23 protein-coding genes and 1 pseudogene are annotated in these 25,851 nt (G+C 69.1%); 12 read left to right on the forward strand and 12 right to left on the reverse strand.

Annotated features, from left to right (window positions below; all coding sequences use genetic code 11):
• Nucleotides 1–5 precede the first annotated feature (5 nt).
• From K8Z49_RS08940 to K8Z49_RS08950, 3 genes are read right to left on the reverse strand one after another with little or no spacing between them, the layout of a single operon-like run.
• Nucleotides 6–755 carry an SDR family NAD(P)-dependent oxidoreductase gene (locus K8Z49_RS08940; RefSeq protein ID WP_021592101.1) on the reverse strand — a complete coding sequence of 250 codons (750 nt, stop codon included), beginning with the start codon at nucleotides 753–755 and terminating at the stop codon, nucleotides 6–8.
• Nucleotides 755–1,882 carry an acyl-CoA dehydrogenase family protein gene (locus K8Z49_RS08945; protein ID WP_021592102.1) on the reverse strand — a complete coding sequence of 376 codons (1,128 nt, stop codon included), beginning with the start codon at nucleotides 1,880–1,882 and terminating at the stop codon, nucleotides 755–757. The genes K8Z49_RS08940 and K8Z49_RS08945 overlap by 1 nt, the downstream gene beginning before the upstream one ends.
• Before the next feature lie 47 nt (nucleotides 1,883–1,929).
• Entirely contained in the window at nucleotides 1,930–3,084 is a 1,155-nt protein-coding gene (locus K8Z49_RS08950; RefSeq protein ID WP_412518085.1) for an acyl-CoA dehydrogenase family protein, read from the reverse strand.
• 83 nt (nucleotides 3,085–3,167) lie between these two features.
• Here K8Z49_RS08950 and K8Z49_RS08955 point away from each other — a divergent pair, with 83 nt between their 5' ends.
• The 3 genes from K8Z49_RS08955 to K8Z49_RS08965 are packed head-to-tail and all read left to right on the forward strand — an operon-like array spanning nucleotide 3,168 to nucleotide 5,932.
• The gene (locus K8Z49_RS08955) at nucleotides 3,168–4,367 is read left to right on the forward strand and encodes a thiolase family protein (protein ID WP_024934864.1); all 1,200 of its coding nucleotides are present in this window, start codon (nucleotides 3,168–3,170) and stop codon (nucleotides 4,365–4,367) included.
• Nucleotides 4,368–4,386: 19 nt separating this feature from the next.
• The gene (locus K8Z49_RS08960) at nucleotides 4,387–5,145 is read left to right on the forward strand and encodes an SDR family NAD(P)-dependent oxidoreductase (RefSeq protein ID WP_021592105.1); all 759 of its coding nucleotides are present in this window, start codon (nucleotides 4,387–4,389) and stop codon (nucleotides 5,143–5,145) included.
• A gap of 19 nt (nucleotides 5,146–5,164) precedes the next feature.
• On the forward strand, nucleotides 5,165–5,932 hold the full coding sequence (locus K8Z49_RS08965; protein WP_412518088.1) for a crotonase/enoyl-CoA hydratase family protein: 768 nt from the start codon (nucleotides 5,165–5,167) through the stop codon (nucleotides 5,930–5,932).
• Between the two features lie 39 nt (nucleotides 5,933–5,971).
• Here K8Z49_RS08965 and K8Z49_RS08970 read toward each other — a convergent pair whose 3' ends face one another.
• From K8Z49_RS08970 to K8Z49_RS09005, 8 genes are all read right to left on the reverse strand, one after another.
• Nucleotides 5,972–6,700, reverse strand: a complete 729-nt coding sequence (locus K8Z49_RS08970; RefSeq protein ID WP_033331051.1) for a FadR/GntR family transcriptional regulator — start codon at nucleotides 6,698–6,700, stop codon at nucleotides 5,972–5,974.
• Nucleotides 6,701–6,802: 102 nt separating this feature from the next.
• A complete protein-coding gene (locus K8Z49_RS08975) occupies nucleotides 6,803–7,627 on the reverse strand; it encodes an ATP-binding cassette domain-containing protein (protein WP_412518090.1) in 825 nt (274 codons plus the stop codon).
• On the reverse strand, nucleotides 7,620–9,314 hold the full coding sequence (locus K8Z49_RS08980; protein WP_021592109.1) for a dipeptide/oligopeptide/nickel ABC transporter permease/ATP-binding protein: 1,695 nt from the start codon (nucleotides 9,312–9,314) through the stop codon (nucleotides 7,620–7,622). The genes K8Z49_RS08975 and K8Z49_RS08980 overlap by 8 nt, the downstream gene beginning before the upstream one ends.
• Nucleotides 9,311–10,252 (reverse strand): ABC transporter permease, encoded by a 942-nt coding sequence (locus K8Z49_RS08985; protein ID WP_075021912.1) that lies wholly within the window; start codon nucleotides 10,250–10,252, stop codon nucleotides 9,311–9,313. Before K8Z49_RS08985 ends, K8Z49_RS08980 begins: the two co-directional genes overlap by 4 nt.
• Nucleotides 10,253–10,275: 23 nt before the next feature.
• Nucleotides 10,276–11,781, reverse strand: a complete 1,506-nt coding sequence (locus K8Z49_RS08990) for an ABC transporter substrate-binding protein (protein WP_412518093.1) — start codon at nucleotides 11,779–11,781, stop codon at nucleotides 10,276–10,278.
• A 1,462-nt stretch (nucleotides 11,782–13,243) separates the two neighbouring features.
• Complete coding sequence (locus K8Z49_RS08995; protein ID WP_412518095.1) at nucleotides 13,244–13,645, reverse strand: hypothetical protein; 402 nt, start codon at nucleotides 13,643–13,645, stop codon at nucleotides 13,244–13,246.
• Nucleotides 13,646–13,707: 62 nt separating this feature from the next.
• The gene (locus K8Z49_RS09000) at nucleotides 13,708–14,364 is read right to left on the reverse strand and encodes a TetR/AcrR family transcriptional regulator (protein WP_083597791.1); all 657 of its coding nucleotides are present in this window, start codon (nucleotides 14,362–14,364) and stop codon (nucleotides 13,708–13,710) included.
• Between the two features lie 230 nt (nucleotides 14,365–14,594).
• Nucleotides 14,595–15,764, reverse strand: a complete 1,170-nt coding sequence (locus K8Z49_RS09005) for a helix-turn-helix domain-containing protein (RefSeq protein ID WP_412518097.1) — start codon at nucleotides 15,762–15,764, stop codon at nucleotides 14,595–14,597.
• Between the two features lie 122 nt (nucleotides 15,765–15,886).
• Between K8Z49_RS09005 and K8Z49_RS09010 the strand changes: the two genes are divergently transcribed.
• The 6 genes and pseudogenes from K8Z49_RS09010 (at nucleotide 15,887) to K8Z49_RS09035 (ending at nucleotide 22,843) form a co-directional block, all read left to right on the forward strand.
• A complete protein-coding gene (locus K8Z49_RS09010; RefSeq protein WP_412518099.1) occupies nucleotides 15,887–19,351 on the forward strand; it encodes an indolepyruvate ferredoxin oxidoreductase family protein in 3,465 nt (1,154 codons plus the stop codon).
• 168 nt (nucleotides 19,352–19,519) lie between these two features.
• A pseudogene (locus K8Z49_RS09015) lies at nucleotides 19,520–19,831 on the forward strand (AMP-binding protein); the annotation flags it as partial.
• 40 nt (nucleotides 19,832–19,871) lie between these two features.
• On the forward strand, nucleotides 19,872–20,273 hold the full coding sequence (locus tag K8Z49_RS09020) for an AMP-binding protein (protein ID WP_412518101.1): 402 nt from the start codon (nucleotides 19,872–19,874) through the stop codon (nucleotides 20,271–20,273).
• Nucleotides 20,274–20,546 (forward strand): AMP-binding enzyme, encoded by a 273-nt coding sequence (locus K8Z49_RS09025; protein WP_412521023.1) that lies wholly within the window; start codon nucleotides 20,274–20,276, stop codon nucleotides 20,544–20,546. It begins immediately after the preceding gene.
• Nucleotides 20,546–20,755 carry a hypothetical protein gene (locus K8Z49_RS09030; RefSeq protein ID WP_412521025.1) on the forward strand — a complete coding sequence of 70 codons (210 nt, stop codon included), beginning with the start codon at nucleotides 20,546–20,548 and terminating at the stop codon, nucleotides 20,753–20,755. The genes K8Z49_RS09025 and K8Z49_RS09030 overlap by 1 nt, the downstream gene beginning before the upstream one ends.
• A gap of 1,308 nt (nucleotides 20,756–22,063) precedes the next feature.
• Nucleotides 22,064–22,843 (forward strand): GntR family transcriptional regulator, encoded by a 780-nt coding sequence (locus K8Z49_RS09035; RefSeq protein ID WP_412518103.1) that lies wholly within the window; start codon nucleotides 22,064–22,066, stop codon nucleotides 22,841–22,843.
• Here K8Z49_RS09035 and K8Z49_RS09040 read toward each other — a convergent pair.
• A complete protein-coding gene (locus K8Z49_RS09040; protein ID WP_412518105.1) occupies nucleotides 22,840–23,853 on the reverse strand; it encodes an XRE family transcriptional regulator in 1,014 nt (337 codons plus the stop codon). The genes K8Z49_RS09035 and K8Z49_RS09040 overlap by 4 nt on opposite strands.
• A 415-nt stretch (nucleotides 23,854–24,268) precedes the next feature.
• Between K8Z49_RS09040 and K8Z49_RS09045 the strand changes: the two genes are divergently transcribed.
• The 3 genes from K8Z49_RS09045 (at nucleotide 24,269) to K8Z49_RS09055 (ending at nucleotide 25,841) form a co-directional block, all read left to right on the forward strand.
• Entirely contained in the window at nucleotides 24,269–24,415 is a 147-nt protein-coding gene (locus tag K8Z49_RS09045) for a hypothetical protein (protein WP_412518107.1), read from the forward strand.
• Between the two features lie 80 nt (nucleotides 24,416–24,495).
• Nucleotides 24,496–25,626, forward strand: coding sequence for a sigma-70 family RNA polymerase sigma factor (locus tag K8Z49_RS09050; protein ID WP_412518109.1), 1,131 nt, complete (start codon nucleotides 24,496–24,498; stop codon nucleotides 25,624–25,626).
• Entirely contained in the window at nucleotides 25,623–25,841 is a 219-nt protein-coding gene (locus K8Z49_RS09055) for a hypothetical protein (RefSeq protein ID WP_412518111.1), read from the forward strand. Before K8Z49_RS09050 ends, K8Z49_RS09055 begins: the two co-directional genes overlap by 4 nt.
• Nucleotides 25,842–25,851 lie beyond the last annotated feature (10 nt).

Below are 25,851 nucleotides of genomic sequence, written 5' to 3' on the forward strand. Positions count from 1 at the left end.
CCGGCTCACAGCTTTCCGGCCTCGCCGCCGTCCACCACGAAGGTCGCGCCCGTGGTGAACGAGGACAGCGGGGACACCAGCAGGCAGGCCAGCGGGACCAGCTCGGCCGGTTCGGCGATCCGGCCGGCGGGGATCCTGGCGACACGCCGCTTCAGCAGGTCGGGCGAGTCGAGGACCGCGCGCTGCGCGTCCGTCCGGAACGCACCCGGCGCCAGGCAGTTGACCTGGACGTTCCTGGCCGCCCATTCCGCGGCGAGGGCCTCGGTCAGCCGGACCACCGCCCCCTTGGAGGCGGAGTAGCCGACCAGGTGCGGCTTGCCGCGGACACCGGTCGTCGAGGCGACGTTCACGATGCGGCCGCCGCCCTGCGCGATCATGTGCCGCCCGGCGGCCTGCGCGAGCAGCATCGGCGCGATGACGTTGACCGCCATCGTCTCCCGCCACACGGCGGGGTCCTGGTCCGCGAACCTGCCCGCGGGGGCGATCCCGGCGTTGTTGATCAAGCCGTCGATGCGGCCGTGCCGGTCGACGACGCCGTCGGCGAGCCCGGCCACGGCCTCCTCGTCGCGCATGTCGGTCTCGACCACCGAGATCCGGCCACCGCCGCGCCGCGCCACCTCGTCCAGTCCGCCCTTCGAGCGGGCGACGGCGACGACCCGGGCGCCCTCGCCCGCGAGCCGCAGCGCGATCGCGGCGCCGAGGCCCCGGCTCGCGCCGGTGACTAGGACGACGGCGTCCCGCAGTTCCATGTCCATCAGGAGGCTCCCTTCGCCAGCCGCCGCGCCAGCGAGTCCAAGAGCACCTCGGTTGCCCCCTCGTAGACGCGCAGCGGACGGGCGTTGCGGTAGAGACGTTCGATCTTCGAGCCGCGCACCAGCCCGAAACGGCCCATGATCTGCACGGAGCGGTCGACGACCCGGCCCGCGGCCTCGGTGGCGCCCACCTTGGCGATCGAGGAGAGGTCGAGCCGCCCGAGCGGATCGGACCCGGCGAGCGCGGCGGCCCGGTAGGTGAGTGCGCGCGCCGACTCGATCTCCGTCCAGGACAGGGCCACGTTCTGCGACACCGCCCCCAGGGCGATGAGCGGCGCACCGAACTGCTCGCGGACGGTGGCGTGCCGCAGTGCCTCGTCCAGCGCCGCCTGCGCGAGGCCGACCGCGGACCCGGCCACCGACACGCGGAACACGGCGAGCGTGGCGAGCATCAGCGAGAACGCCTCGCGCGGCGCACCGAGCCGGTTGCCCTCCGGGACGACGACCCCGTCGAACTCCAGCTCCCCCAGGATGTGCGGCGCGATGAGGTCACGCCCGCGGGTGATCCCCAGCCCCGGCGCATCGGCCGGGACGAGCACCATCGAATGGCCGTCCCCCTCACGGCCCAGCACGCAGTAGAAGCCGGCGGCGCCGCCGTTGGTGATGAACGACTTGCGCCCGGTGACGCGCAGGCCGCCCGGGACGCTCTCGATCACGGTCGCGACGGCGCGCAGATCGGAACCGACGTCGGGCTCGGTGAGCGCGAGTCCCGCGATCGCCTCCAGGGCCGCCACCCGGGGCAGCCATGCGCGGCGCAGCTCGTCGGAGCCGCCGGCGGCCAGCGGGTAGCTGCCGACGCCCTGCATGCCGAACAGTGAGTCCAGATGTGCCGAGGAGTACATCAGCGCCTCGCGGATGACGGCGATCGTCAGCGGGTCGAGGGTCTCGCTCTCGCCGCCGAACGCGGCGGGCACGACATGGCGGGCCAGGCCGCCGGCGCGCAGTGCTTCCAACACCCCCGCGTGCACGGACGTGGACTCGTCGGCCTCGGCGGCGAACTCCTCCACCGCGGCGGCGACGGCCCGCGCGGCCTCCTGCACCTCGCGGTGACGCACACCCAGGTCGAACATCTGTGCTCCTTCCACGGCGCGAAAATCCTCTTGGGACGGACCGGCGGTCATCGGCGCTGGTCGAACCGGCGGCCGAGCGACTCGGAGACGATGCGGATGCGCTGCATGGTGGGCGTCCCGCCGGCGATGGCCCAGCCGTGCGCGTCGCGATGCAGGCGCTCGATCCCGTACTCCTCGGTGTAGCCGTTGCCGCCGTGCAACTGCATGGCGAGGTCGGTGACGCGCTTGGCCATCTCGTTGGCCGCGCACTTCGCGAGCGAGGTGTGCAGCGGGTCGGGCAGTCCTGTCCCGGCCCCCGCCGCCGCCCGTTCGACCAGCAGCCGCGCCGACTCGACCTGCAGCAGCATGTCGGCGAGCGTCACCTGGACGGTCTGGAACTCCACCAGCGGCCTGCCGAACTGCTCCCGCTCCTGGACGTACTCGCGGGTGGCGTCCAGTGCGGCCTGGCCGATCGCCAGGCTCATGGTGGAGTTGCCGAGCCGCTCGATGGAGAAGACCCCGAAGAGCCTCCCGAAGTCGCCGGCGGGCACCACGACGTTCTCGTCGGGCACCCGGACGCCGTCCAGGATCACGTCCGCCGACGGGATGCCGCGGAAGCCCATCAGCCGCTCGGGTGCGCCGAAGCTCAAGCCGGGCATGCCCTTCTCCACGACGACGGCGCCGATGCCCTTGGCCCCCGGGGCGTCGCTCAGTCGGCAGTACAGGAGGTACTGGTCGGCCTCGCCCCCGTTGGAGATCCAGCGCTTGACGCCGTCGACGACGTAGCCGCCGCGGACGCGCTCGGCGCGGGTGCGCATGTCGGTGGCGGCCGAGCCCGCGTCCGGCTCGGAGATCGCGACCGCCATGGTCTTCTCGCCGGCGACGATGGCCGGCAGCCAGCGGGCCCGCTGCTCCTCCGTGCCGAGATGGTTGACGACCTGCGCGGGTCCGGTGTTGGCCTCGAAGATCTGGAACGCGGCCGGCCGGCACACCTTGGCGAACTCCTCGATCACCGCCAGGGCCTGCGGGAGCGGCGCGCCGGACCCGCCGTAGCGCTCCGGCAGCGCGATGCCGAGGAAGCCGAGGTCTCCCAGGGCGGCTCGCCGGTCGGGCGGCACCGGGGTCCGGTCCAGATCCATCCGGGCGGCCAGGTGCTCGAACATCTCGGCCGCGACCTCGGCCGCCAGTCCGCGGATCTCGTGGTGGTCGGCCAGGGCAGTCATGGCACCCGTCTCCTCTGCTCGCGCGCGCTCCCCAAGGAGCGCCGACCGTGGACTTACTATGCATATCATGATAATCAATAGCCATGCCTTCAGAACAGTGGGCCGGCGATGTCGTGATCGTGGACGCGGTGCGCACGGCGTCCGCCCGGGGCCGGGCCGGTGGCGCGCTCGCCGGGGTGCACCCGGTCGATCTGCTGGCGCGGACCCTGCGCGGGCTGCTCGACCGGCACGACTTCGATCCCGGCCTCGTCGACGACGTGCTGGTCGGCTGCGTCTCGCAGGTGGGCGAGCAGTCGGCGACCCCGGGGCGGATGGCCTGGCTCGGCGCCGGGCTGCCGGCGCACGTGCCGGCCGCCACCATCGACCGCAAGTGCGGGTCGGGGCAGCAGGCCCTGCACTTCGCCGCGCAGGCGATCAGGGCGGGCTGCCAGGACGTGGTGATCGCCGCCGGCGTCGAATCCATGAGCAGGGTTCGGATGGGGTCGGCCCGGATGGACGCCGACCCCTACGGCTCCCGGGTGGCGGAGCGGTACGCGCCCGGACTCGTGTCGCAGGGCGTCGCGGCGGAACTGGTCGCCGCCCGCTGGAAACTCGGACGGGCCGCCCTCGACGGGTACGCGGCCCGCTCGCACCGGCTCGCCGCGGCGACGCGGGACTCCGGCGCGTTCGACCGCGAGACCGTCCCGGTCGAGACGCCGGCGGGCCCGTTCCGCCGCGACGAGACGATCCGTCCCGACAGCACCGCGGAGGGTCTCGGCACGCTGAAGCCGGCCTTCCGGCGCGACGACGTCGCGGCGCGCTTCCCGGAGATCGGATGGCACGTCACGGCGGGGAACTCGTCCCAGATCACGGACGGAGCCGCCGCGGTCCTGCTCATGAGCGCCGCCCGGTGCACGGAGCTCGGCCTGACGCCGCGGGCGCGCGTGCACGCGATGGCCGTGTGCGGAGACGACCCGCTGCTGATGCTGACCGCCCCCGTCCCCGCCACGCACCGGATCCTCGAACGCTCGGGGCTCCCCCTCGGCCGGATCGACCACATCGAGATCAACGAAGCGTTCGCGTCCGTCCCGCTGGCCTGGCTCGCCGAGTTCCCGGACGCCGACCCCGCCCGGGTCAACCCCCGCGGCGGCGCGATCGCGCTCGGTCATCCGCTCGGCGCCTCCGGCGCCCGGCTCGCGACGACGATGCTGCACGCCCTGGAAGACGGTGGTGGCCGCTACGGCCTCCAGCTGATGTGCGAGGCCGGCGGAATGGCCAACGCGACCATCATCGAACGCCTCTGACCACGACGGAAGGCAGGACATGGACGTCAACGGAACCTCGGCGGTCGTCACCGGCGGCGCGTCGGGGCTCGGCGCCGCCACCGCGGCACGGCTCGCCGAGCGCGGCGCGCATGTGGTGGTGCTCGACCTGCCCGAGTCCGCGGGCACGAGCGTCGCCGCCGACATCGGCGGCACGTTCGCGGCGGCGGACGTCACCGACCCCGACGCGGTGGAGGCCGCGCTGGACGTCGCCGAGTCCGTCGCCCCGCTGCGGACGCTGGTGCACTGCGCCGGGCGCGGCGGCCCGGTCCGCCTGGTCGACCGGGACGGACGGCCGGGCTCGCTGGAGACCTACGAGCGGATCGTCCGGATCAACCTGATCGGCACCTTCAACACGCTGCGGCTGGCCGCCGCGCGGATGGCGCGCAACGAGCCCGCCGGCGGTGAGCGCGGTGTGTGCGTCCTCACCGCCTCGGTCGCCGCCTACGAGGGGCAGATCGGCCAGATCCCCTATGCCTCCGCCAAGGCGGGTGTCGTCGGGATGACGCTCGTCGCCGCGCGCGACCTCGCGACGAAGCTGATCAGGGTGACGACCATCGCCCCCGGACTGTTCGACACCCCCATCCTCGCGCGGCTGCCCGAAGAGGTGCGCGCCTCGCTCGGCCGGACGGTCCCGCACCCGAACCGGCTCGGGCTGCCCGCCGAGTACGCCTCGCTCGCCCTGCAGATCATCGAGAACCCGATGCTGAACGGCGAGACGATCCGCCTGGACGGCGCCATGCGCATGGCCGCCCGCTGACCCCCGAGGAGAGCCGATCATGAGCGAGCCCGAGCTCGTCATCCAGGAGCACGGCCGGATCCTGGTCCTCACGATGAACCGTCCCGCCGCGCGCAACGCCATGTCACTGGAGCTCGCGCACCGGATCGCGGACGCGCTCGACGCGCTCGACGCCCGTCCCGACCTCGCCGCCGGAGTGATCACCGGTGCGGGCGGCACGTTCTGCGCCGGCATGGACCTGAAGGGCTTCGCCCGCGGCGAGATCCCGATCGTGGAGGGACGCGGCTTCGCCGGCCTCGTCCGCCGCCCGCCGCGCAAACCGCTGATCGCCGCCGTCGAGGGGTACGCGCTGGCCGGCGGCTTCGAGATCGTCCTGGCCTGCGACCTCGTGGTCGCCTCCCGGGAGGCGAGGTTCGGGCTGCCCGAGACCAGGCGGGGCCTCACCGCCGCGGCCGGCGGGCTGCTCCGGCTCCAGCGGCGCATCCCCTACCACCTGGCCATGGAGCTCGTCCTCACCGGGCGGCTGTGGCCCGCCGCCGAAGCCGCGGACGTCCACCTCGTGAACCGGCTCACCGCCCCGGGCGAGGCGCTCGCCGGGGCGCTGGACCTGGCCGCCGAGGTCGCGGCGAACGCGCCGCTCGCGCTGGCGGCGTCCAAGCACGTGCTGGTCCGCTCCGCCGACTGGCCGCTGGATGAGCAGTTCGACCGGCAGGAGCGGGTTCTCGACCCGGTCAGAAGATCGGCCGATGCCAGGGAGGGCGCACTGGCGTTCGTGGAGAAGCGCGCTCCCCGGTGGACCGGCGCCTGAGCCGCCACCGGGCCGGATCGGCACCGGATCGGCACCGGATCAGCGCCAGCCGACGACCTCGTTCATCAGGGCGGGCTGGCGGCGCTTGACGTAGGTGGCGTACTCCTGCATGTGCTCGCGCATCAGTGCCTCGGCCCGGTCGGCGTCGCCCGCCTCGATCGCCTCGGCGATCTCGGCGTGCGCCTGCCTGACCTTGGCGCGGCGCGCCTTGGGGAAGAACAGCCCGCTGACGCGTTCGTGGAAGATGTATCCCAGCGACCCGCTGAAGAGATCGAGCATGCCGTTGCCCGACATCGAGGCCACGAACCGGTGGAAGTCGCCGCTGTGGCTCAGATAGCCGCCGTCGTCGTCCAGCGGCGTGTCCTCGGCGATGGCGCCGAGCGTCTTCGCCATGCCGGCGTCACGGCGCTCGGCCGCGAGCCTCGCCATGACCGGCTCCATCACGAGCCGCGCCTCCATCAGCTCGCTGAACGTCATCCGGCCCGCCTGAAAGTACAGCGTCGACATCCGGCCGAAGGTGTCCGCGCTGACCTGGGCCACGATGGGCCCTCCGCGCGGGCCGGGCTTGATGGAGATCAGCCCGTGCACTTCCAGAATGCGCAGCGCCTCCCGGAGCGAGCCGCGTCCGACCCCGTACTCCTCGATCATCTGCGCCTCGGAGGGAAGCGGCGTCCCCGGCTGCAGGTTCTCCGCGCCGATCTTGCGGACGATGTCCTGCGCGATCGCCTCGCCGACCTTCACCCCCCGCCTGACATGCGGCTGCGCCACCCTGTGTCCTCCTCGCATCAATGACAACCATCAGTATGGTCTAGCCGCGGCGGCAGGACCACATCAACGGCCGCCGGGCCGTGCTTCGCGGCCGTCCGGGCGCTACGCGGGCTCACCGGCGAGCCGGTGCCGCTCGGCCCGGCGCTCGCGCTGCCGGGCCGGGTCGGGGACCGGGGCGGACAGCAGGAGCCGGCGGGTGTAGGGGTCCACCGGGTTCTCGGTGACCTGCGCGGCGGACCCGGTCTCCACGAACGCACCACGGTTGATGACGGCCACACGGTGGCTGATGTGGCGGACGACGGCGAGGTCGTGGGAGATGAACAGGTACGCGATCCCGAGGGCGTCCTGGATCTCGATCAGCAGATCGAGGATCCTCGCCTGCGTGGACAGGTCCAGCGCGGACACCGGCTCGTCGCAGACGATGAGCCGCGGCTCCAGGGACAGGGCGCGTGCGATGGCGATGCGCTGGCGCTGGCCCCCGGAGAACTCGCGCGGGTAGCGTCTGCCCGCGTCGGCGGGCAGCGCGACCTTGTCGAGCAGGTCGGCGACGCGCTTGGCGGCGGCGGCGCGCTCCATGCCGTGCACGCGCAGCGGCTCGCTCAGGATGCTCTCGGTGGTCATCGCCGGATTGAGCGACGTGTAGGGGTCCTGGAAGACGACCTGGACCTCGTGTGCGAGTCGCCGCCGGCGGCGCAGGTCGCCGATGGGCCGGCCGTTCAGGACGATCGTCCCGGCGGAGGGGGCGACCAGCCCGAGCACGGCGCGCCCGATCGTGGTCTTGCCCGACCCCGACTCGCCGACCAGGCCGAACGTCTCGCCCTCGGCGATCTCGAAGGAGACGCCGTGCAGCACCTCGACCGGCTTGCCGAACAGCCCGCGCCCGCCGAACTCGACGCGCAGGTCTCTGACCTGTAGTACCTCAGACATGCCGGAGCTCCTTGCGCGGCTCACGCCCCTCCAGGGAGGAGTCGAGCAGCATCTTGGTGTAGGGGTGGGAGGGCGCGGCGAAGAGCTCGTCGACCGGTCCCTCCTCGACGAGCCGGCCGTTCTGCATCACGGCCACCCGGTCGGCGATGTCGGCGACGACGCCGAAGTCGTGCGTCACCAGCACGATGCCCATCCGCCTCTCGCGCTGCAGATCGCGCAGCAGGTCCAGGACCTCGGCCTGGACCGTCACGTCCAGCGCCGTGGTCGGCTCGTCCGCGATGAGCAGGGACGGCTCGCAGGAGACCGCTCGCGCTATGAGGACGCGCTGCGCCATCCCCCCGGAGATCTCGTGCGGATAGCTGCGGTACACCCGTTCCGGCTCGCCGATGCCGACCCGGGCGAGGAGCGCGAGCGCGCGCTTCCCGGCCTCGGCACGTCCGATGCGCAGGTTGGCGACGAGGGGCTCGACCATCTGGGACCCGACGGTGAAGCAGGGATCGAGGTTGCTCATCGGCTCCTGCGGAATGTACGCCATCCGGGTGCCGCGCAGCGCCGCGAGCTTCCTGTCGGCCAGGGCGAGCAGGTCGCTGCCGTCCAGGTGGATACCGCCCCCGGTGATCCGGCCTCCGGGGGCCAGCAGCCCGAGGACGGAGAAGGCCGTCTGCGTCTTGCCCGAGCCGGACTCCCCGACGAGCGCCAGGACCTCACCGGCGTCCACGTGCAGGGTCACGTCGTCGATGACCCGCCGGCCCGGGTACTCGACGCGCAGGCCGTCCACTTCGAGGAGGCGTCCGGAACTGCGGGTCACGCCGGAGGAGGTGATCCGGCGGCGCCGCTCCACCGAGCGCGCCGCGTGACCGGTCGCGTCCCGCAGGGCGTCCCCGAGGCTGTTGAACGCCAGCACGGTGAAGATGAGGACGGCGCCGGTCGGCACCATCAGCCAGCCGTCGCGGTTGACGTACTTGGCGGCGTCGGCGATGCCCGACCCCCAGCTCGGGGCGGGCGGTTCCGGGCCGAGGCCGAGGAAGCCCAGGCCGGCCTGGATGAGCAGGGCGGAGCTGAGCGCCAGCGTGCTCTGGATCAGCAGCGGAGCCGTGATGTTGGGGAGGATGTGCCGGACGGCGATGCGCAGATGACCGAGACCCGAGACTCGGGCGGCGTCCACGTACAGCTCGTTGCGCTTTCCTTCGGTGGTGGCGCGCGCCAGCCGGATGAAGGACGCGGAGAGGATCACGCCGAGGGCGCCCATCGTGATGGTGAAGGCCCTGCCGTACACCGCCACCACCGCGAGCAGGATCACGATGACGGGCAGCGACATCACGACCTCGGCGATCCGGCTGAGGACGGCGTCGACGACACCGCCCCGGTAGCCCGCCAGCATGCCCAGCGGCACCCCGATCACCACGGCGACCAGCAGGGCCTCGCCGGCGCCGAGCAGGCTCACCGAGCCACCGTGCATGATCCGGCTGAGTATGTCGCGCCCGAGCGAGTCGGTACCGGCCCAGTAGGTGCCCGACGGAAGCGCATAGGCCCGGTCGATGTCCTGCTTGAGCGGGTCGTGCGGCGCCAGCCACGGTGCGAGGAAGCTGCCGATCACGACGAGCGCGAGCCACCCGAGGCTGAGCATGCCGCGGAGCGAGCCGAGGACGCGGTGCGGGTAGCCGCGCGGGCGACGGTCGGTGTTCATGCGCGCCTCGCCTTGGGATTGAGCCAGACGGTCAGCAGGTCCACGATCAGGTTCACCGCGATGACCATGGCCGTCGTGAAGATGATGACCGTGAGGAGCAGGGGCAGGTCCTTGCTCGTGACGGCGCCGAGGACGAGCTGGCCGAGCCCGTTGATGCCGAACACCTGCTCGACGATGACCGTGCTGCCCAGCAGGCCGATGAACTGGAACCCGACCGTGGTCGCGATCGGGGTCGAGGCGTTCCGGAGCGCGTGCTTGAGGACGATCGAGCGCGCCGGGACGCCGGTCGCGTACAGCGTGCGGATGTAGTCCTGGCCCAGTTCGTGGATGAGCGCGGCGCGGGTCTGCCGGCCGACCGTGGCCGTCCCGATCATCGCGACCGACACGCTGGGCAGGACGATCGACTTCAGCCACTCCCCGGGGTCCTCCGTGAACGGCACATACCCGACCGCCGGGAGCCACTCCAGGCCGAGCGCGAAGACGAACACCAGGAGCACGCCCAGCCAGAAGCTGGGGACCGCCATGGCCACGCTCGACCCGCCCTGCAGGACCCGGTCGAGCCACCGGCCGCCGTTGGCCGCGGCCACGCCGACGAGCACGCCGATCACCACGCTGATGACGGTCGCGGCGATGGCGATCGACAGGGTGATCGGAAGCCTGGTGGCCACGTCGCCCACCGCGGACCGGCCGGACTGCAGCGAATCCCCGAAGTCGCCGCGGACCGCGCCCGCGAGCCAGTCACCGTACTGGACCAGCAGGGGGCGGTCGTGGCCGAGCCGGTGGTTGAGCGCGTCGACCTGCTCCTGCGACGCCGCGTCGCCAAGGATGGTGCGTCCAGGCGACCCGGGGATCAGGTTGACGAGATAGAAGGCGATCGTCGCGATCGCCCACAGCATGGGGACGACCGCGAGGAGCCGCTTGCCGACGATTCTGAGCATGGCGACCGCTCTCCCGGACCCCGTCAGCCGGCCGGCTGCAGGGCGTTGATCGAGGGCATCGGCTGCAGCGCCGTCATCTCCATCTTCTTGATCTTCTTGGTGTCGTAGAAGTAGAAGACGTCGACCACGTTCGTGACGATCATCGGGGACTCGGTCACGAACCGCCTCGACAGCTGCTTCAGCGTGGCCGCCTGCTCCCCGCCCTGCTGCGTCGCCGCCGTCGCGGCAAGCTTCTCGATCTCGGGCGACTCGACCTTGTACGGGTTGTACTTGGCGTTCTTGAGCAGCGCGTACTGGACGTCGAAGTAGTTGTCGGACGCGTTGTAGAACCAGGCGTAGGCCGGGTTGTCGGTCTTGAACTTGGCCTCCAGGTACGTGCTGAGCGGCAGGTTGTTGATCTTCACGTTGATGCCGACCTCCTTCAGCTGGCTCGACACCGCCTGCACGTAGTCGTTCCAGTTGCTGTAGTCGGTGTTGACGAGCGGCAGGTCGAAGCCGTTCGGGTAACCGGCGGCCGCCAGGAGCTGCTTGGCCTTGGCCGGGTCATGCGGGTAGGCGTTGGTCAGGGACTCGTCGAAGCCCGGCGTTCCCGGCAGGAACAGCTGCGTGGACGGTGAACCGGGCCCCAGCACCTTCTGCAGGGCGGCACGGTCGACGGCGTACTGGATCGCCTGCCGGACCCGCACGTCCTTCAGCGCCTTGACCTGGGTGCCGTTGCGGTCCTGCAGGTTGAGCGAGGCGAAGAAGCTCGGCTGCGACAGGACCTTGACGTCCGACAGGGTCTTGGCGGTGTCCAGCTGGTTGACGCTCCCCAGCGTCGCGTCGACCTGACCGGAGCGCAGCGCACTGAGCGCCGCGGTCATGTCCGGGATCACCTTGAGCACGAGCGTCTCGACGCCGACCGACTTGGCGTCCCAGTACTGCGGGTTCTTCTTGAAGGTGTAGTGGTCGCCGGGAACGGTCTTGGACCCGTCCAGCGTGTAGGGCCCGGCACCGACCGGGTTCTGGTTCAGGGACTCCGGGGCGTCCAGCGCCTTCGGGCTGGCGACCATGCCCATGACCTGCTGGAAGGCGGCGGGCAACGAGGGATAGGGCTCGTTGAGGGTGATCTTCACCGTGTCCGCGTCGGGCGCCTGGACGCTCTTGACGGCGGCGAGCTGGTCCGTCTTCGGCCCGACGACCTTCTTGGCACGATCCAGATTCTTCTTCACGGCCGCCGCGTCAAGGGGCTCGCCATCGCTGAACCGCACGCCCCGCCGGAGCGTCAACTCGAAATGCGTCGGGTCGGTGTACTTCCACGACGTGGCGAGACCCGGCGCCGGGCTCCCATCCGGCCGGGTGTGTATCAGGGTGTCGTACACGGCCTGCTCGGCCTGCGACATCGGCCCCCAGTCGAAGGTGTACGGATCCCACTTCTTCGGCGCCGCGGCGACGGCGAGAGTGACCGTGCCCCGGTCCTCGGTGGACGAGCCGTCCCCGCAGGCGGTCAGCGACAGGCCCGCCAGGCCGGCCGCAACCGCCAGTGTCACGCTTCTCCGCATACGAACCTCCAGCTGAGGGGTGGGACGGGGGGTCGCTCCCTGACGTGAGGTCATGCAATACCGAGCACACCACCCAGGTCAAGAGATTCCTGCGATTGTTATGCATGATTTTGGGGTCGAACCGCAGGACACGGCGCCGGCGCGCACACTGTCGCCCAGAGTCTCACGCCGCCGCGACGCACGCCCCGACCATCGAGGCGCCCCCCACCTCGCCCGGATCCTGCACGACAAGGCCGCGTTCACCGCCATCGACCTACCGACATCGCCGCGATCTTTTAGTCTGACTTCATGCACTGAATTATGATCATGATGATCACTTTCCCCATGCCATGGAAGATCAGATCGATCAGACGGAGCCGACGCCGCGCGCCCCTCCCGGCACTGGCGGCGGCTCCGGATCGATCAACGACCTCCACCGTCCCGGCGCCGCCAGGAGACCAGCGATCGCCCCCTCATCCACCAACCGCGTCGACCGACCTCCTCAAGCACAACCTTCATAGCTGCCCGGAAATGGTCACGTAGGCGACGGGCATCCCGTCGGAGTGCGCATCGGGGCGCCCCACCACGGCCGCGCCGCTTACGTGCGGGTCCACCCAGCGGCAATTCCCCGATCAGCCGCGAATCGATGTCGTGGCCGCCGCGCAAGGCCGCATCAGCCTCGGCGCCGACTGCGTCTACCTCGTCAAGGCCGACCTATTCCTGGCCATCGACGCCACCCACCATGCCCGACCTACCCCCAGAGGCCCCGCGTCGCGTCGCGTCGCGTCGCCCAAGGGAGACAACGTCGAGTGCGCAAGGATCAAGCCGCACCACCGCTGCCACCGCATCCCCGTTTAATCGTCGTCCGACGATAGGCGCCATATACTTTAATGCCCCATACATTAGCTCGTGCACGAAATGACACAGAAACTGGTCGCCCATAGTCAGCGCAGAACGGCTACCAAGGCCATTGGCGGGGGCGGGCGCCGGAAGTCGACCAGTGGCCGCAGCAACAGGAGTTGACCGTGGTGCACGGCCGTTTCGTAGCGCCCGCAAAAGTCCCGCGTGTATCCGCGTGCCTTCACCTTCTGGCAGGCGACCGGTTCGCCGTCCAGGTTCAAGGCCAAGCGCAAGCCGAGCCCGGCCCTGGGGAGGAACGCGGCGAGCGAGCGCAAGGAGTCACCCCGATTCCGGCTGACGTGCAGGACGGCGATGCCGTTGGCGCCGGTCGTGGCGGCGGCGCAGTGGTCGGCGGGCTGTCGACCGTCTTCGGGCGGTCTTGGTCAGGAAATTCTGGTCGTAGTGCAGAGTGACCGTGCCCAAGTGCAGGCCCTTGAGGGTGATGTTCTGCTTGGCGCTGAGGGCGCCTGGTATCGCTCGTGGGTGGGTGCTGACGTCCACATCGACCAGCCCTGGTAGTTCCCGGACGGGCGGACGTCGCCGCCGTCGTAGGGGTGCAGATCCTGGCCCATCAACGTCCCCCCGCCGGCGGAGAGAACTGCGCGCATACGCGCCGCTGGGCTCCGCCCACGGCGATGATGGCGACCGGGCTGATCTCCCAGGCGTCGAAGAAGCTGCGGTAGGGCATCAGCGACAGGTAGTCCAGGTAATGCGACCCGCGCGAGTCGATGGTCGTCACCGACCACCGGCCGTCCGGTGAGTCGCCGTGGTCCTCCTGCCAGTCGGCGTTGTGGGTCAGCCGTGTGCGTCGGCCGGTCTTGAGGTCCAGTTTCCACGGGCTGGGGTTGCCGCCGACCTGCACGTAGGCGAGCGCGCGGCCGCCGTCGACGGAGGTTTTCGACTCGTACAGAGCGGTGCTGTCGGACCAGGTGCACGCGATCGACCGCAACCTGCACGTCGTCCCGTTGATCATAGAACATCACGTTCAACGATCAGCGACCGATTTTGACATCGTGCTCCACGAAGGCACCACCGTTATTCGGCGCCAGTAATCTTCCTCGTAAGCCAATGCATATGATCACGAAACCGGCCCAGCGCCTTGGGATTGGTCGGGGGAATCTTTCGGCCGTTTCTGTCCAGGTAACCTGATTGTAGATAGCCGTGTATCATCCAGAGAAACGTCCATGTCGCCGCCTCTGCGTCGACGCCTGGCTCGGCTGCACCGCGAACCAGATCGATCGACTTCTCAATCAAGGGGACGACTATGTCATGCTCCACATCGGTGAAGTCGCTAGCATCGGACATCCAGCGATGAATTAGTATCCTGGATATTTCCGGATGCTCGAGACAGTAATCTAGATACAGATCCCCGACCCGGATCAGGCCATCGGCGTCAGGCGTGTAATCTTTCACCAGCAGCAGGTCCAACTGCTCTCGCCACTCCAGCGCCGACGCCTCCATGACCCCGAAATACAGGCCCTGCTTACCTCCGTATAGATCAACAAGCGTTTCCGGGGCGACGCCGACAGCGTCGGCGACCATGTGGATGGACACTTCGTCATAGCCCAACTCACCGAACAGTCGAGCGGCAACGGCCTGTGTCTCATCCCTGCCGGCCGTGCGATGCCGGTCCCGCCCGGCCGACGTGTCACGCTCTACCATCAGATCACCACCAGAAGCGACCCTCTGCATCGTCTAACGTCTCCACTGCACGGTGAGCCGCAACACCGCCGGTTTCAGTTTTCCCAGCACCTGTCAAGTGGTGACACTGCTTTGACCGCCGACGATAGAAGTACCAAGTTGACTGCTCTCTCGCAGCCGGTGGTCGTTTGGGGCCGGCCAGGCCATGACCGCCATCACGCGCTCGGCCGAATGTGTCAGCAAGTTCGAGCGATGTTCGACCACGGTCGATGCGCGCTGGCTTAGCCGTTCGTGCCGAATCGTCTCGCTTCATGAACGGCCAACCAGGACTGGACGAGTGTTGGAACGCTGCGCGGATCGAGCCCGGTGAGCTCGCGCCACCGGGCGAGTCGGTAGGTCACGCTGTTGGCGTGCAGGTGCAGCCGCGCGGCCGCGTCGGTCAGCGACATCGAGCTCAGGTAGCTCGCCTCAACGGCGTCGGCGAGATGCGGTTGCTCGCGCGCCACCTGGATCGCCCCATCCAGGAGCGGCCCGAGTCGACGGCTGTGCGCCAGGACGCAGGCCTCGACCCACCCCTCCGCGAACTCCCGCGTCGTCCGTCCGGGGGCGGTCGCGTTCAGAACCAGCCGAGCATCTTCGAGGCTCTCGGACGCACCCGCCAGACCCGGCCGCAGGACGCCGATACCGATCCGTCCGCCCTGGAGTTCCTCGTCGACGAAGCGGCGGACGGCCTCCGCGGAGGCACGGTCTGCGACGATCACCAGCTGCTGCTCCCGCGCCGCGCAGATGACGTGGGCACCGAGGCGGCCGATGCGTTGCTGGAGCCCGAAGCTGAGGTCGTCCGCGGGTCGCGGCGGCGCCCAGAGGAACGCCTGCCAGCTGCTGGTCGGGGACAGACCGAGTGCCTGCGCCACGGCGTGAAGCTCGCGTTCGTGGCCGCCGAGGGCGAGCAACTCCACCAGGCGATGCGCCAAGGTGATGTGGTGGCCCTGCATCGTCTGCGTGACCTCCGAGTGGGCGGAGGCCAGCGCGGCAGAGAGCGCGTGGATCGAGTCCATCATCCGGCTCGCCAGGTGCGGCAAGTACGGAGCGTCGCGCGCGGTCGAGGCGGCGACCAGCGCCCGCCAGACCTCGCTGTCCCCGATGTGGAAGGCGTCGATGAGCGTCGAGATCGGTACCCGCTGACGCGCCCGGCTGCGGGCCAGATCCGCCGCCGACGCGAGATCGCGTTCCCCTGGAACGAGGTCCTCGTCCAGCGCCCGCACACGCCGCGTGAGCTGTTCGTGCACATCGGCCCAGTGCTCCGACTCGGGGACGGACTCGTAGTCGGGGAGCTCCTCGCGGATCCGGTCGACGGCCCGGTTCACGAGCTGGTCCATGGTCCCGAGCACGCGTCGGCACAGATCGTGGATCTCGACCTCTCCGCCTTCGTGGATTTCACGATCGAGCATCCTCGGATGGTAAGCGATTTCGTCGCTCACCCGTAGATCTCCACCACTCCACTCCTGACAATTGGTGAAATCGACAGGATCCGTCCCACCGGATCCTCCTGACGCGACCGGAGGACGGCCCCATGACCACAGGCGCGCTGAGCGAGACCGCCGAGACGACCGGCGACTACCGGCTGGAGGCGAAGTACGAGGTCGGCGACGAGCGCGTCCTCCTCACGGGGGTCCAGGCGATCGCGCGGGCTCTGATCGAGCAGCACGCACGCGACGTCGCACGTGGCCGGAACACCTCGGTCTTCGTGTCGGGCTATCAAGGGTCTCCCCTCGGCGGGCTCGACAGCCTGCTCGCATCGATCCCGGGCCTGCGCGAGGACCACCAGGTGCACCTGAGCCCGGGGGTCAACGAGGAACTCGCCGCCACCGCCGTCTGGGGCACTCAGATGCAACTCCCGGACGACGAGCGCACCGTGGACGGGGTGGTCGGCGTCTGGTACGGGAAGGGCCCCGGCCTCGACCGGGCATCGGACGCCATCCGACATGCCACCATGTACGGCCCCGACCCGCGCGGAGGGGTCGTCGCGTTCGTGGGCGACGATCCGTCATCGAAGTCGTCGACCCTGCCGTACGCCAGTGACGCGACCCTAGCCGCGCTCAACATGCCGTTCTTCACGCCACGCAACGGCACGGAGGTCGTCCTCCACACGCTGGCTGCCGTCGAGCTCTCCCGATTCACCGGATGTTGGGTCGGTGTGAAGGTCCTGAGCGACGTCGCGGACGGAGTGTGGACCGTCGCCCACGACTTCCAGGCCGTCGAGTTCGATCACCCCGAGGTCATGTGGAGAGGGCGCCCCTGGGTGTATGCGCAGCAGCCCGTGCACACTCCGGGCGAGAGCCTGCGTGTCGAGGCCGAGCTCACCGGACCCCGGTGGGCGGCCGTGGAGGCCTTCCTGGCCGCCAACGATCTCGACCGGGTGCGGTCGGCGACCCCACGTCCTCGGTTCGGCGTCATCGGGAGCGGAGTCGCCGTGGACGCCGCCGTCCAGGCTTTCCAGGACCTCGGCCTCGACCCCGGCGCCGTCGCCACCGCGGGGATCAGCATTGCCGGGGTCGCCGCACCGTACCCCCTCGACCGTGGTCGGATCCGGGCCTTCGCCGAGGGACTCGACACCATTTTGGTGGTCGAGGAGAAGGCTCCGGTCATCGAGCGCCAGGTCAAGGACATCCTGTACTCGCTGGAGCACCGCCCGACCGTGCTAGGGAAGCGGGACGCCCAGGGCGCCGCCCTCGTGCCGGGCGACGGCGAGCTGCTGCCCGAGCGGCTGCACGACCCGATCAGACGGGCCTTCGGCGGCGGCATCGCGCTCCGGCGGCCTCCCTACCAGCGCCGCCGGCTCGGGCTGCTGCCGGTCCAGCGCACGCCGTACTTCTGCTCTGGCTGCCCGCACAACTCGTCGACGGTGGTGCCCGACGGATCGATCGCGGGCGGTGGCATCGGCTGCCATACGCTGGCCTCGGTCTCGGCCCGCCAGGACTCGGCGATCACCGGATGGACCCAGATGGGCGGCGAAGGAGCCCAGTGGATCGGGCAGGCGGCCTGGAGCTCACACCGCCACATCTTCCAGAACGTCGGCGACGGCACCTTCTTCCACTCCGGCCAGCTCGCCGTCCAGGCCGCGGTCGCGGCCGGCGTCAACATCACCTACAAGGTGCTCTACAACTCTGCGGTCGCCATGACCGGGGCACAGGACCCCCAGGCCGGCCTGCCGGTCCCCGCCCTCGCCCGCAAGCTCCTGGCCGAGGGGGTGGTCCGGATCATCGTCTGCGCCGACGAGCCCGAGCGGTATCGACGGATCAAGATGCCGAGGAACGCGGTGGTCTGGCCGCGCGAGCGGCTCGACGAGGCGCAGCGCATTCTGCGGGAGGTCGACGGCGTCACCGTCCTCGTCTACGACCAGCAGTGCGCGGCGAACGCCCGGCGGCTCCGCAAGCGTGGGAAGCTTTCGCCCCGTCCGAGCAGGGTCGTCATCAACCAGGAGGTCTGCGAAGGCTGCGGCGACTGCGGGGTCAAGAGCAACTGCCTCTCGGTACAGCCGATCGACACGGACCTCGGGCGCAAGACCCGCATCGACCAGACCAGCTGCAACACCGATTACAGCTGCCTCGCGGGAGACTGCCCGAGCTTCGTCACCGTCACGGACTCGGGTCGGCGGAAGAGTCCGCGCACCAAGCGGAAGCTGCCGAAGCCACCCGCGGCCCCCGATGTGAGCATCGAGCGGGCCGGCACCGACGTCTTCATGGCCGGGATCGGCGGGACCGGCATCGTCACGGTCAACCAGATCATCGCGACCGCCGCACTGACCGCCGGCTACGAGGTCGTGGGGCTCGACCAGACCGGACTCAGCCAGAAGGCGGGACCCGTCGTCTCCCACCTGCGTCTCGTGCAACGAGGCGACGCGGCGTCGAACCGGGTCGGCGAGGGCGCCGCTGACCTGTTCCTCGCCTTCGACCTCCTGGTCGCGGCCGAGGAGAAGAACGCAAGTCGGGTGGCGCCGGGCCGCACAACGATCGTCGCCTCCACCAGCATCACCCCGACGGGCGACATGGTGGCGGACGCATCGGTCGCCTACCCCGGCACCGACACTCTCCTCGACAGGCTCGCAGGACCCGACACCGACCTGGTCCGTGTGGACGCCCTCAAGATCTGCGAGACCCTCTTCGGGTCCATCCAGTCCGCGAATCTGCTGCTGGTCGGTGCCGCCTACCAGACCGGCCGGCTCCCGATCCCGGCGCAGGCCATCGAGGATGCGATCACGCTCAACGGCGTCGCGGTCGCGGCGAACATCAGCGCCTTCCGCTGGGGACGCGCCATCGCGGCCGACCCCACCAACGCCCCTGTCCCGTCGCCCGGCGTGCCCCGGACACCGAGCGCTCGGGTGGCGCAGCACATCGACGCGTCCGGGTTCACAGGCGAAGCCCGCCGGATCGTCGTGGACCGGGCCGCGCGCCTGGAGGCCTACCAGGGCCCGAAGCTCGCCGTCGAGTACGTCGGCCGCGTCTCGACCGTCTGGGCCAAGGAGCGAAAGCTCGGCGACGGCAGTGCCCTCAGCGAGCAGGTGGCACGCCACCTCTACAAGCTGACCGCTTACAAAGACGAGTACGAGGTAGCCCGGCTGCTCACTGCGCCGGAGTTCCTCGCGTCGGTCCGCGCGGAGGGCGGGTCCGGGCGAGCAGCGTTCAATCTCCACCCGCCCACGCTCCGTGCGCTCGGGATGGGCAGGAAGCTGCAGCTCGGGCCGTCCTCGCGGCCGGTCCTGCGCGCCCTCGCGAGTCTGAAGTTCCTACGCGGTCATTGGTATGACCCGTTCGCCCATACCGCCGTACGACGTCTCGAGCGCCGTGTCCTCGCCGACTACGTCGAGCTGGTCGGCCGGCTCACCGACGGACTGTCGAGCACGAACTACAGCCTCGCCACGCGGATCGCGGCTCTGCCCGACCAACTGCGCGGCTACGAGGACGTCAAGCTCCGCAGCGCGGAGGCGTACGAGCGGGAGCTGGCTACCCTGAGCGCCGACTGGCGGGCCACGCTCTGACGGGCGCCCCGGGTCCCTGACGTCGACGGACGAGCATGACGAACGGCCCTGGGAGGCGCACGTGCCGCCGGTCTGCGGCGGTTCGACCGAGGTACGTCCGCTGCCCGAGCGGGAGCGCTGCATGAGGCCCGGGAGTGGGCCCCGGATTGGTACGACCCTGGCGACAAGGTGCTGCGGGGCGGCGAGTCCGGTCCCGTCTTCGCCGACCGTGCCCTGCTGTCTCGCCTGCTCCCGGCGCTGGCGACGGCTTCCAGCGTCAAGCACCTCGTGCTCTTCGACGGGGACGGGCCCCAGCCGGGCGACCCGGGTATCGGTGACCTGGGCTGGATCGACGTCCACGCGTACGACTCGTTGCTGGACGCGGCGTCCGCCGGAGAATTGTCCATAGTGGACGAAAGGCACGCGGCGGCGGTCTGCTACACCAGCGGAACCACCGGAAACCCGAAGGCCGTGGTGTACAGCCACCGGTCGATCTTCCTCCAGCAGATGTCCCTGATGGCGAGGGACTCGATCGGGATCGGTGAGGACCGAGACCTCCGCGAGCGGGCCAGTGAGCACACTGCGCCGCGAAGAGCGGACTCGCTCCGAGGAGGAGCATGCGCGGCTGCGCACGTCGGCGGGGCGCACGATGTTCGGCGTCGACGCCCGCATCGCCGACGACGCCGGGAAAGTGCTCCCCTGGGACGGGGAGAGCACCGGCGAGCTGCAGTGCCGGGGCCCCTGGGTGACGGCCGGGTACTACAACGACCCCCGGGGCCGCGACGGGTTCACCCCCGACGGCTGGCTTCGCACGGGCGACGTGGCCAAGATCGACCCGGACGGGCGGGTCTGGCTCGTCGACCGCGCCAAGGACATGATCAAGTCCGGCGGCGAGTGGATCGGCTCGGCGGAGATCGAGAACGAGCTCCTCACGCATCCGTAGATCTCGGAGGCCGCAGTGATCGGCGTGGCGTCGGCCAAATGGTCGGAGCGGCCGCTGGCGTGTGTCGTGCTCAAGCCCGGGGCCACCGCGGACGCCGCCGAGCTGAGCAATTTCCTCGGCGCGTCGCTGCCCAGATGGAAGATCCCGGACCGCATCGTCTTCGTCGAAGAAATCCCCAAGACCAATGTCGGCAAATACTCGAAGCGCAGGCGTCCGTGCCCTTCGCGTACCAGGCGCATGTCGGCGCCGCGAAGGCCGGTGTCGACCACCTGATGCGAAACCTCGCCCTCGAGTGGAGCCGCTACGGCATCCGCTGCAACTCCATCGCCCCCGGGCCGATCGCCGGCACCGAGAGGATGCGCCGCCTCGAACAGGCCGCCGACAAGCGGACACGACGGTATGGCAGGGGATGCCGTTTCCACCATCGCCCGATGCCGTCCCCGGGCAGCCGTTCCAGCTGCCTGGGGGGATCCGGGTGGTGACTGAAGACGGTGTGGTTGCCGCTCATCGAGGGGCTCACTCCGCACGGGCTGCGGCATAGTCACAAGACCTGGATGCTGGAGGATGCCATTCCGGAGGTGCTCCAGGCCGAACGGCTGGGGCACACCGTGCCCGGCATCCGCGGCGTGTACTCCCACGTCTCGGACACCATGCGAGACGAACTCAAGGCCAAACTCCAGAAGCGCTGGGAGAACTCCCTGCAGGAACGGCTCCGACTCAGTGGGAACTCGCCGGTTCCCATACCCAATGGACTCCTGGAGGGCGCTCAGAGGCGGGTTCAGTCCCGGTCTCGATCTTGAGCGCCTGGCGGCCCGTCATGTCAGGGGGGTGGGATGAGGCGGCGTCCCCCCCCGCTGCATGACTACGAAGAGTGAGCAAGAGTGGGGCGTTCTTGTGGTCCCGTTTGTGTGGGAGGGAGCTGATCTCCCACAGTCCTGCCAGTTGATCACTCAGGCCCTGCTGCTGAGATGCGGGAGGGCCTGTGTAGTAAGGGTGGGCGATACTGGGTTCGAACCAGTGGCCTCTTCGGTGTGAAGCATCTTCATGTTTGTTTATCCAGGTCAGAACGCCCACCACTCCCCCGATGACCGTCCGCTGACGTCCATGGCGGTCCGCCTGATTACGTGTTGATCGTCATGCAGTCCGTCAGGCAGACACATCCCCTGGGCCCGTGACGGAGACAGCGGAGACAAGGCCGGTTTCGAGCTGTCTCCGGAAAACCCGTCTCTGGCCTGCGACGGAGACACGGGGACAGCGGGGACAGGGATGGACCTCCTCTAGGTCTAGAGGCAGGCACCTCTAGACCTAGAGGCAGCTCTAGAGGCAGATTCGCCCCTGACCTGCTGCCTAGCCTCTAGAGGCACGTTCCGACTTCCGACCTGACTCTCTCGTTTGGGGTCCGCGGCAGGGGTGGGCCCAGCTCTAGCTCACCCCACTTCCCCGGCCCAAACCGGGTAGCGGAACACCGACGAGAGGTAGCGCCGCCGCTACCCGCGCTGACCTGCACCGATCTCCAATGGCACAACCCGACGCTACCCGCTCGTCTGCTCTGACCTGCGTGGTAGCGGGTAGCGGCGGAACAGGCATCAACCTGACTAGGCCAAACCCAAGGGGTGCATTGCCCCCCGGCCGGTCCCCCGCTACCGGCGCCCGCCGGCGTGCGTGAGAGCTGGCGCTCGGGGCGGAACATTGAGGCCCGGAAGCGACCACCGGTACCCATGAACGTCGCTGTAACGTGGGCTCCAGCACTGGTGCGCACCTCTCGACAAGCCGGAAGGACGGTAGTGGCCATGGGGGACGTGACGACACGCGTAGAACAGACCGTCCGAGAATGGCTCAGCTCGGGCAAGTTTAAGCCCGGCGACAAGCTCCCGTCTGAGCGGACGCTGACTGAGGAACTGGACGCCGGACGGACAACGATTCGTCTTGTCCTCACCCGCCTTGTCTCGGAAGGGCTTCTTAGGGTTGGCCATGGACGTGGCTACTTCGTAAGCGAAGCCCTACGCCGCTCCCCCAACGAGGGCAAGGAACTAGAGCCGTGGCGCATTCACGGCGAGCGGACGCTTTATGACAATCGTTGGGTGAAACTGACCCTCGTTGACGTTGAGCCGCCTGGAGTCGATCGTTTCGAGCATCACGTTGTGCGTCTTCACCGCGTGGCTATTGCTGCGGTCATTGACCGCGATAACCGAGTCCTGATGCTCTGGCGATACCGCTTTGTCCCGGACCAATGGGGTTGGGAGCTTCCCGGAGGGATTGTCGAGTCTGGCGAGGATTCCAAGGAAACGGCCTTGCGAGAATGCGAGGAAGAGACGGGATGGCGCCCTCACAGACTTGAGCACATTGTGACCTTTGAGCCCATGATTGGCATGGTCGACTCACCGCATGAAATCTTTGTCGGAAACGGAGCAACGAAGGTAAACGAGCCGGTGGATATTGAAGAAGCTGGCGAAGTAGCCTGGATACCATTGGCTGACGTACCCGAAATGATGCGCCGGGGCGAATTGCTCGGTTCGGGGACGCTCGTGGCCTTGCTTCATATCCTCGCCACCCGAAAGGCCGCAAGCTAGCCACTCTCAGTGACGGACCTAGACAACTGGCCAATCCTGCGCCGGAAGCGAACCGATCCCGTCCTGTTTGCAATCAAACGTGCGGCTCGAATCTGCTCTTTTGCGTCGCCGTATTCGCCGCGCGACAGATGCGCGTGCGCCAGGTCGCAATGCAGCCCGGCACGGGCACGGGCAAACGTCGGATCCATACCTTCTAGTACCTCGTAGATGCTGCTGACAGCATGTTCCTCGCCCAGCAGGGCGGCCGTGTGGCTCTGCCACCGCTCTAGGTGAGCACTATTGAGGAAGATGCTTGCCATGTCCGGATCTCTAACGTCTCTCGTCTCTGGCATGGCGGTAGAAGCCTTATCGAGAGCCCTCTTAGCCGACTCCACATCTCCGGCAAGTGCGCATAGTTCAGCCTCGGCGGACACCAGCCACGCCTTTAGTCTCGGAGAGACTTTATTGCCCCCTACCTGCTGAGCTTGACGAATAAGCGCAACGGCCAACTCAGGTTTCCCGGCATCCGAGAGAACGTAGGCTTGCTCACCCGTCGCATGCGCCAGGTAGAGCGTGTCACCAGCTTCGAGAGCGGCCCGCTTACCCAGTTCATAATGCCGCCATGCACGGTCAGCCGCGCCAACATCCAGCGCTTGCCAGGCCGCAAGAGTTGCGGCACCGGCCAGAGCCCGCCCCAGAGGTTGCCGCGCCGCCGGAAGAACAGCGAACGTAAGCGCATCTTGTAGCGTTGAGAGATGGGCGTTCATCTGATCCACGAGGCCGCCGGCACCGAGTTGCCTGTCCTGCGTCCTAAGGATCTCTGTCTGAGCTAGGAACGTGTCAACCATGGACGCGCCTAGAGCATGAGCTGAATCAATTCGTTGCACGAGCGCGTCATATCCATCGACTTGCAGCGAACCATCACTTTCGGCAAATAGTTCATCGTCGGTCCAGCCAAGAAGAGCACGCAGTATCGCCGCATACTCCTCTGACACCGAACGCTTGCCGTTCTCCCACTCAGAAACGTACACGCGAAGGCTTGCAGTTGACGCCACATTGAGCAAATGCCTTTGTGCATACAATTCTATTTCGCGCACTAGACGGCTCTGCGACCAGCCGTGCGCCGCGCGAGCATCCCGAAGCTTCGTCGTCCTCAACTCCTGGGGTTGAAACCAGCGTTCCAACAAGAGGATGCCGCACAGATTCCGCAGGCAACAGGGGTTAACACCATCGTGTTAACCCCTGTTGGCTTCCGAGCCGGGTAGTCCGTGCAGTTCCCTCGAAGTGTCAGGAGGTCCACACAGCCGAACCGATCAAGGACAGGGGGTTGACACTGGTGCGAACCAGTTACCAGACTGGTGCGCACCAGTTGAGGACTTGCACGGACCTCAGCGGACATAGCGAGGCCCCCTGCCGGAGCCGAAGCATCGAGTGTTTGGAGCGCGGATGTTTCCGCAGAAGACCAGCAAGATCCCCCAGGTGATCGCGGGAATCGCGGTTGCGATCTACGCCGTGAACCACCCCGAGAAGGCCGCCGACCTGGTCAATCAGGTCATCTCGGCTATCGCGACGTTCGCCGGCGCCCTGGGCTGACCGGCTCCCCACCCACGAAAGAGGCCCCGGCGGGCTGCCACCCACCAGGGCCGGAGCATCGAGTGTTTGGAGACTCAACGATGCAGCTCAACCGTACCTCGCCCCCCGGTGACGGGCTACCGGACGAGACGATCGTCAAGGCGTTCCAGGACGGCGACCGCGAGGCGTTCGCCGCGCTGTACCTGCGGTACTTCGACCAGGTCTCCGGGTACGTGCGCAAGCGCCGCACTCGTGTGTCGGCCGCCGAGTGCGAAGACCTGGTGCAGGAGATCTTCACTGACGCGCTGGCCGAGTTGGACGACTGGCGCGACGACGGCCGGGCGAACTCGTTCCGCCGCTGGCTGTTCGGCCGCGTGGCCCACTTCGCGCTCTACAAGGACGGCCGGGAGTACTGGGTGCGCCGTCAGGCGTACTTCCGCAGCGAGGACGCGTTCCGCCAGGAAATGCGCGACAACCCCGACCAGGCGGCGCCGCCCGCGGCGGTCGCGGCCGGGCTCGGTGAGGCGCTGCGCGGCAAGTTGGGCACGCTGCGCTCGCACTACCGGCAGGTGCTCGAACTGCACTACGTCGAGGGCCTGTCGATCGACCAGACGGCCGAGGTGATGGACCGCACGCCCAGTTCGGTCAACAACCTGGCCGCCGCCGCACTGGCCGAACTCCGCGCGCCCAAGCAGGTCAAGCACGACCGCACGGACAAGGTCACCCGCATCGTTGCCGCCGCCCGGCGGGTGCTGGCCGAGTACGGCGAGGACGGGTTCACCGTCCGCGCGGTCGCCGAGGTCGCCGAGGTCAGTCCCGCGCTCGCACAGCACTACTTCGGATCCCGCGCGGCACTGCTGGCCGCCGCCCAGGGCGACCCGGCCGCGCTAGAGGCGCTGCGCGCCCCCAAGCGGGTCACCTACGACCGGGGCGACAAGGTCGCCCGGATTCTGACCGCCGCCCGGCAGGTGCTGGCCGAACGCGGCGAGGACGGGTTCAGCCTGCGCGCGGTCGCCGAGGTGGCCGGGGTGAGCAACGCGCTTCCCGCGCACTACTTCGGATCCCGTGCCGGGCTGCTGTCCGCCGCCCGCAACGGTGACCAGGCCGCGCCCGCCGAGGGTCATCGGCCGGTGCCCGGCCGGCGGGCGGGCGGTCCGCGCTCCGCCGCGATCGGGTGCCGGTCCACCGACGGTGGCGCGGCGCTGGCCGGGGCGATGGGCGGTGCGCGATGACCGGCGCCCGTCTGGTGATCCTGGCCGCGCTGGCGCTGCTGGTGCTGTTCGGCTGGCCGGTGGCCATGGCCAGCGGGACGGGCGCCCTCGTGGTGGCGCTGGCCGCCGGACGGCGCACGGTCCGCGAACTGCGCGGGGCGTGGTGGCTGGTCATGGTGCAACGCCCCGGCCTGCTGGCCGGGCCGCCCCCGTCCCTCGTGTCCCCCGTTCCCTGACCGTCTCCAT

Origin of the sequence: Actinomadura madurae (assembly GCF_047130825.1) — a bacterium.
GTDB classification, from domain to species: domain Bacteria; phylum Actinomycetota; class Actinomycetes; order Streptosporangiales; family Streptosporangiaceae; genus Spirillospora; species Spirillospora madurae.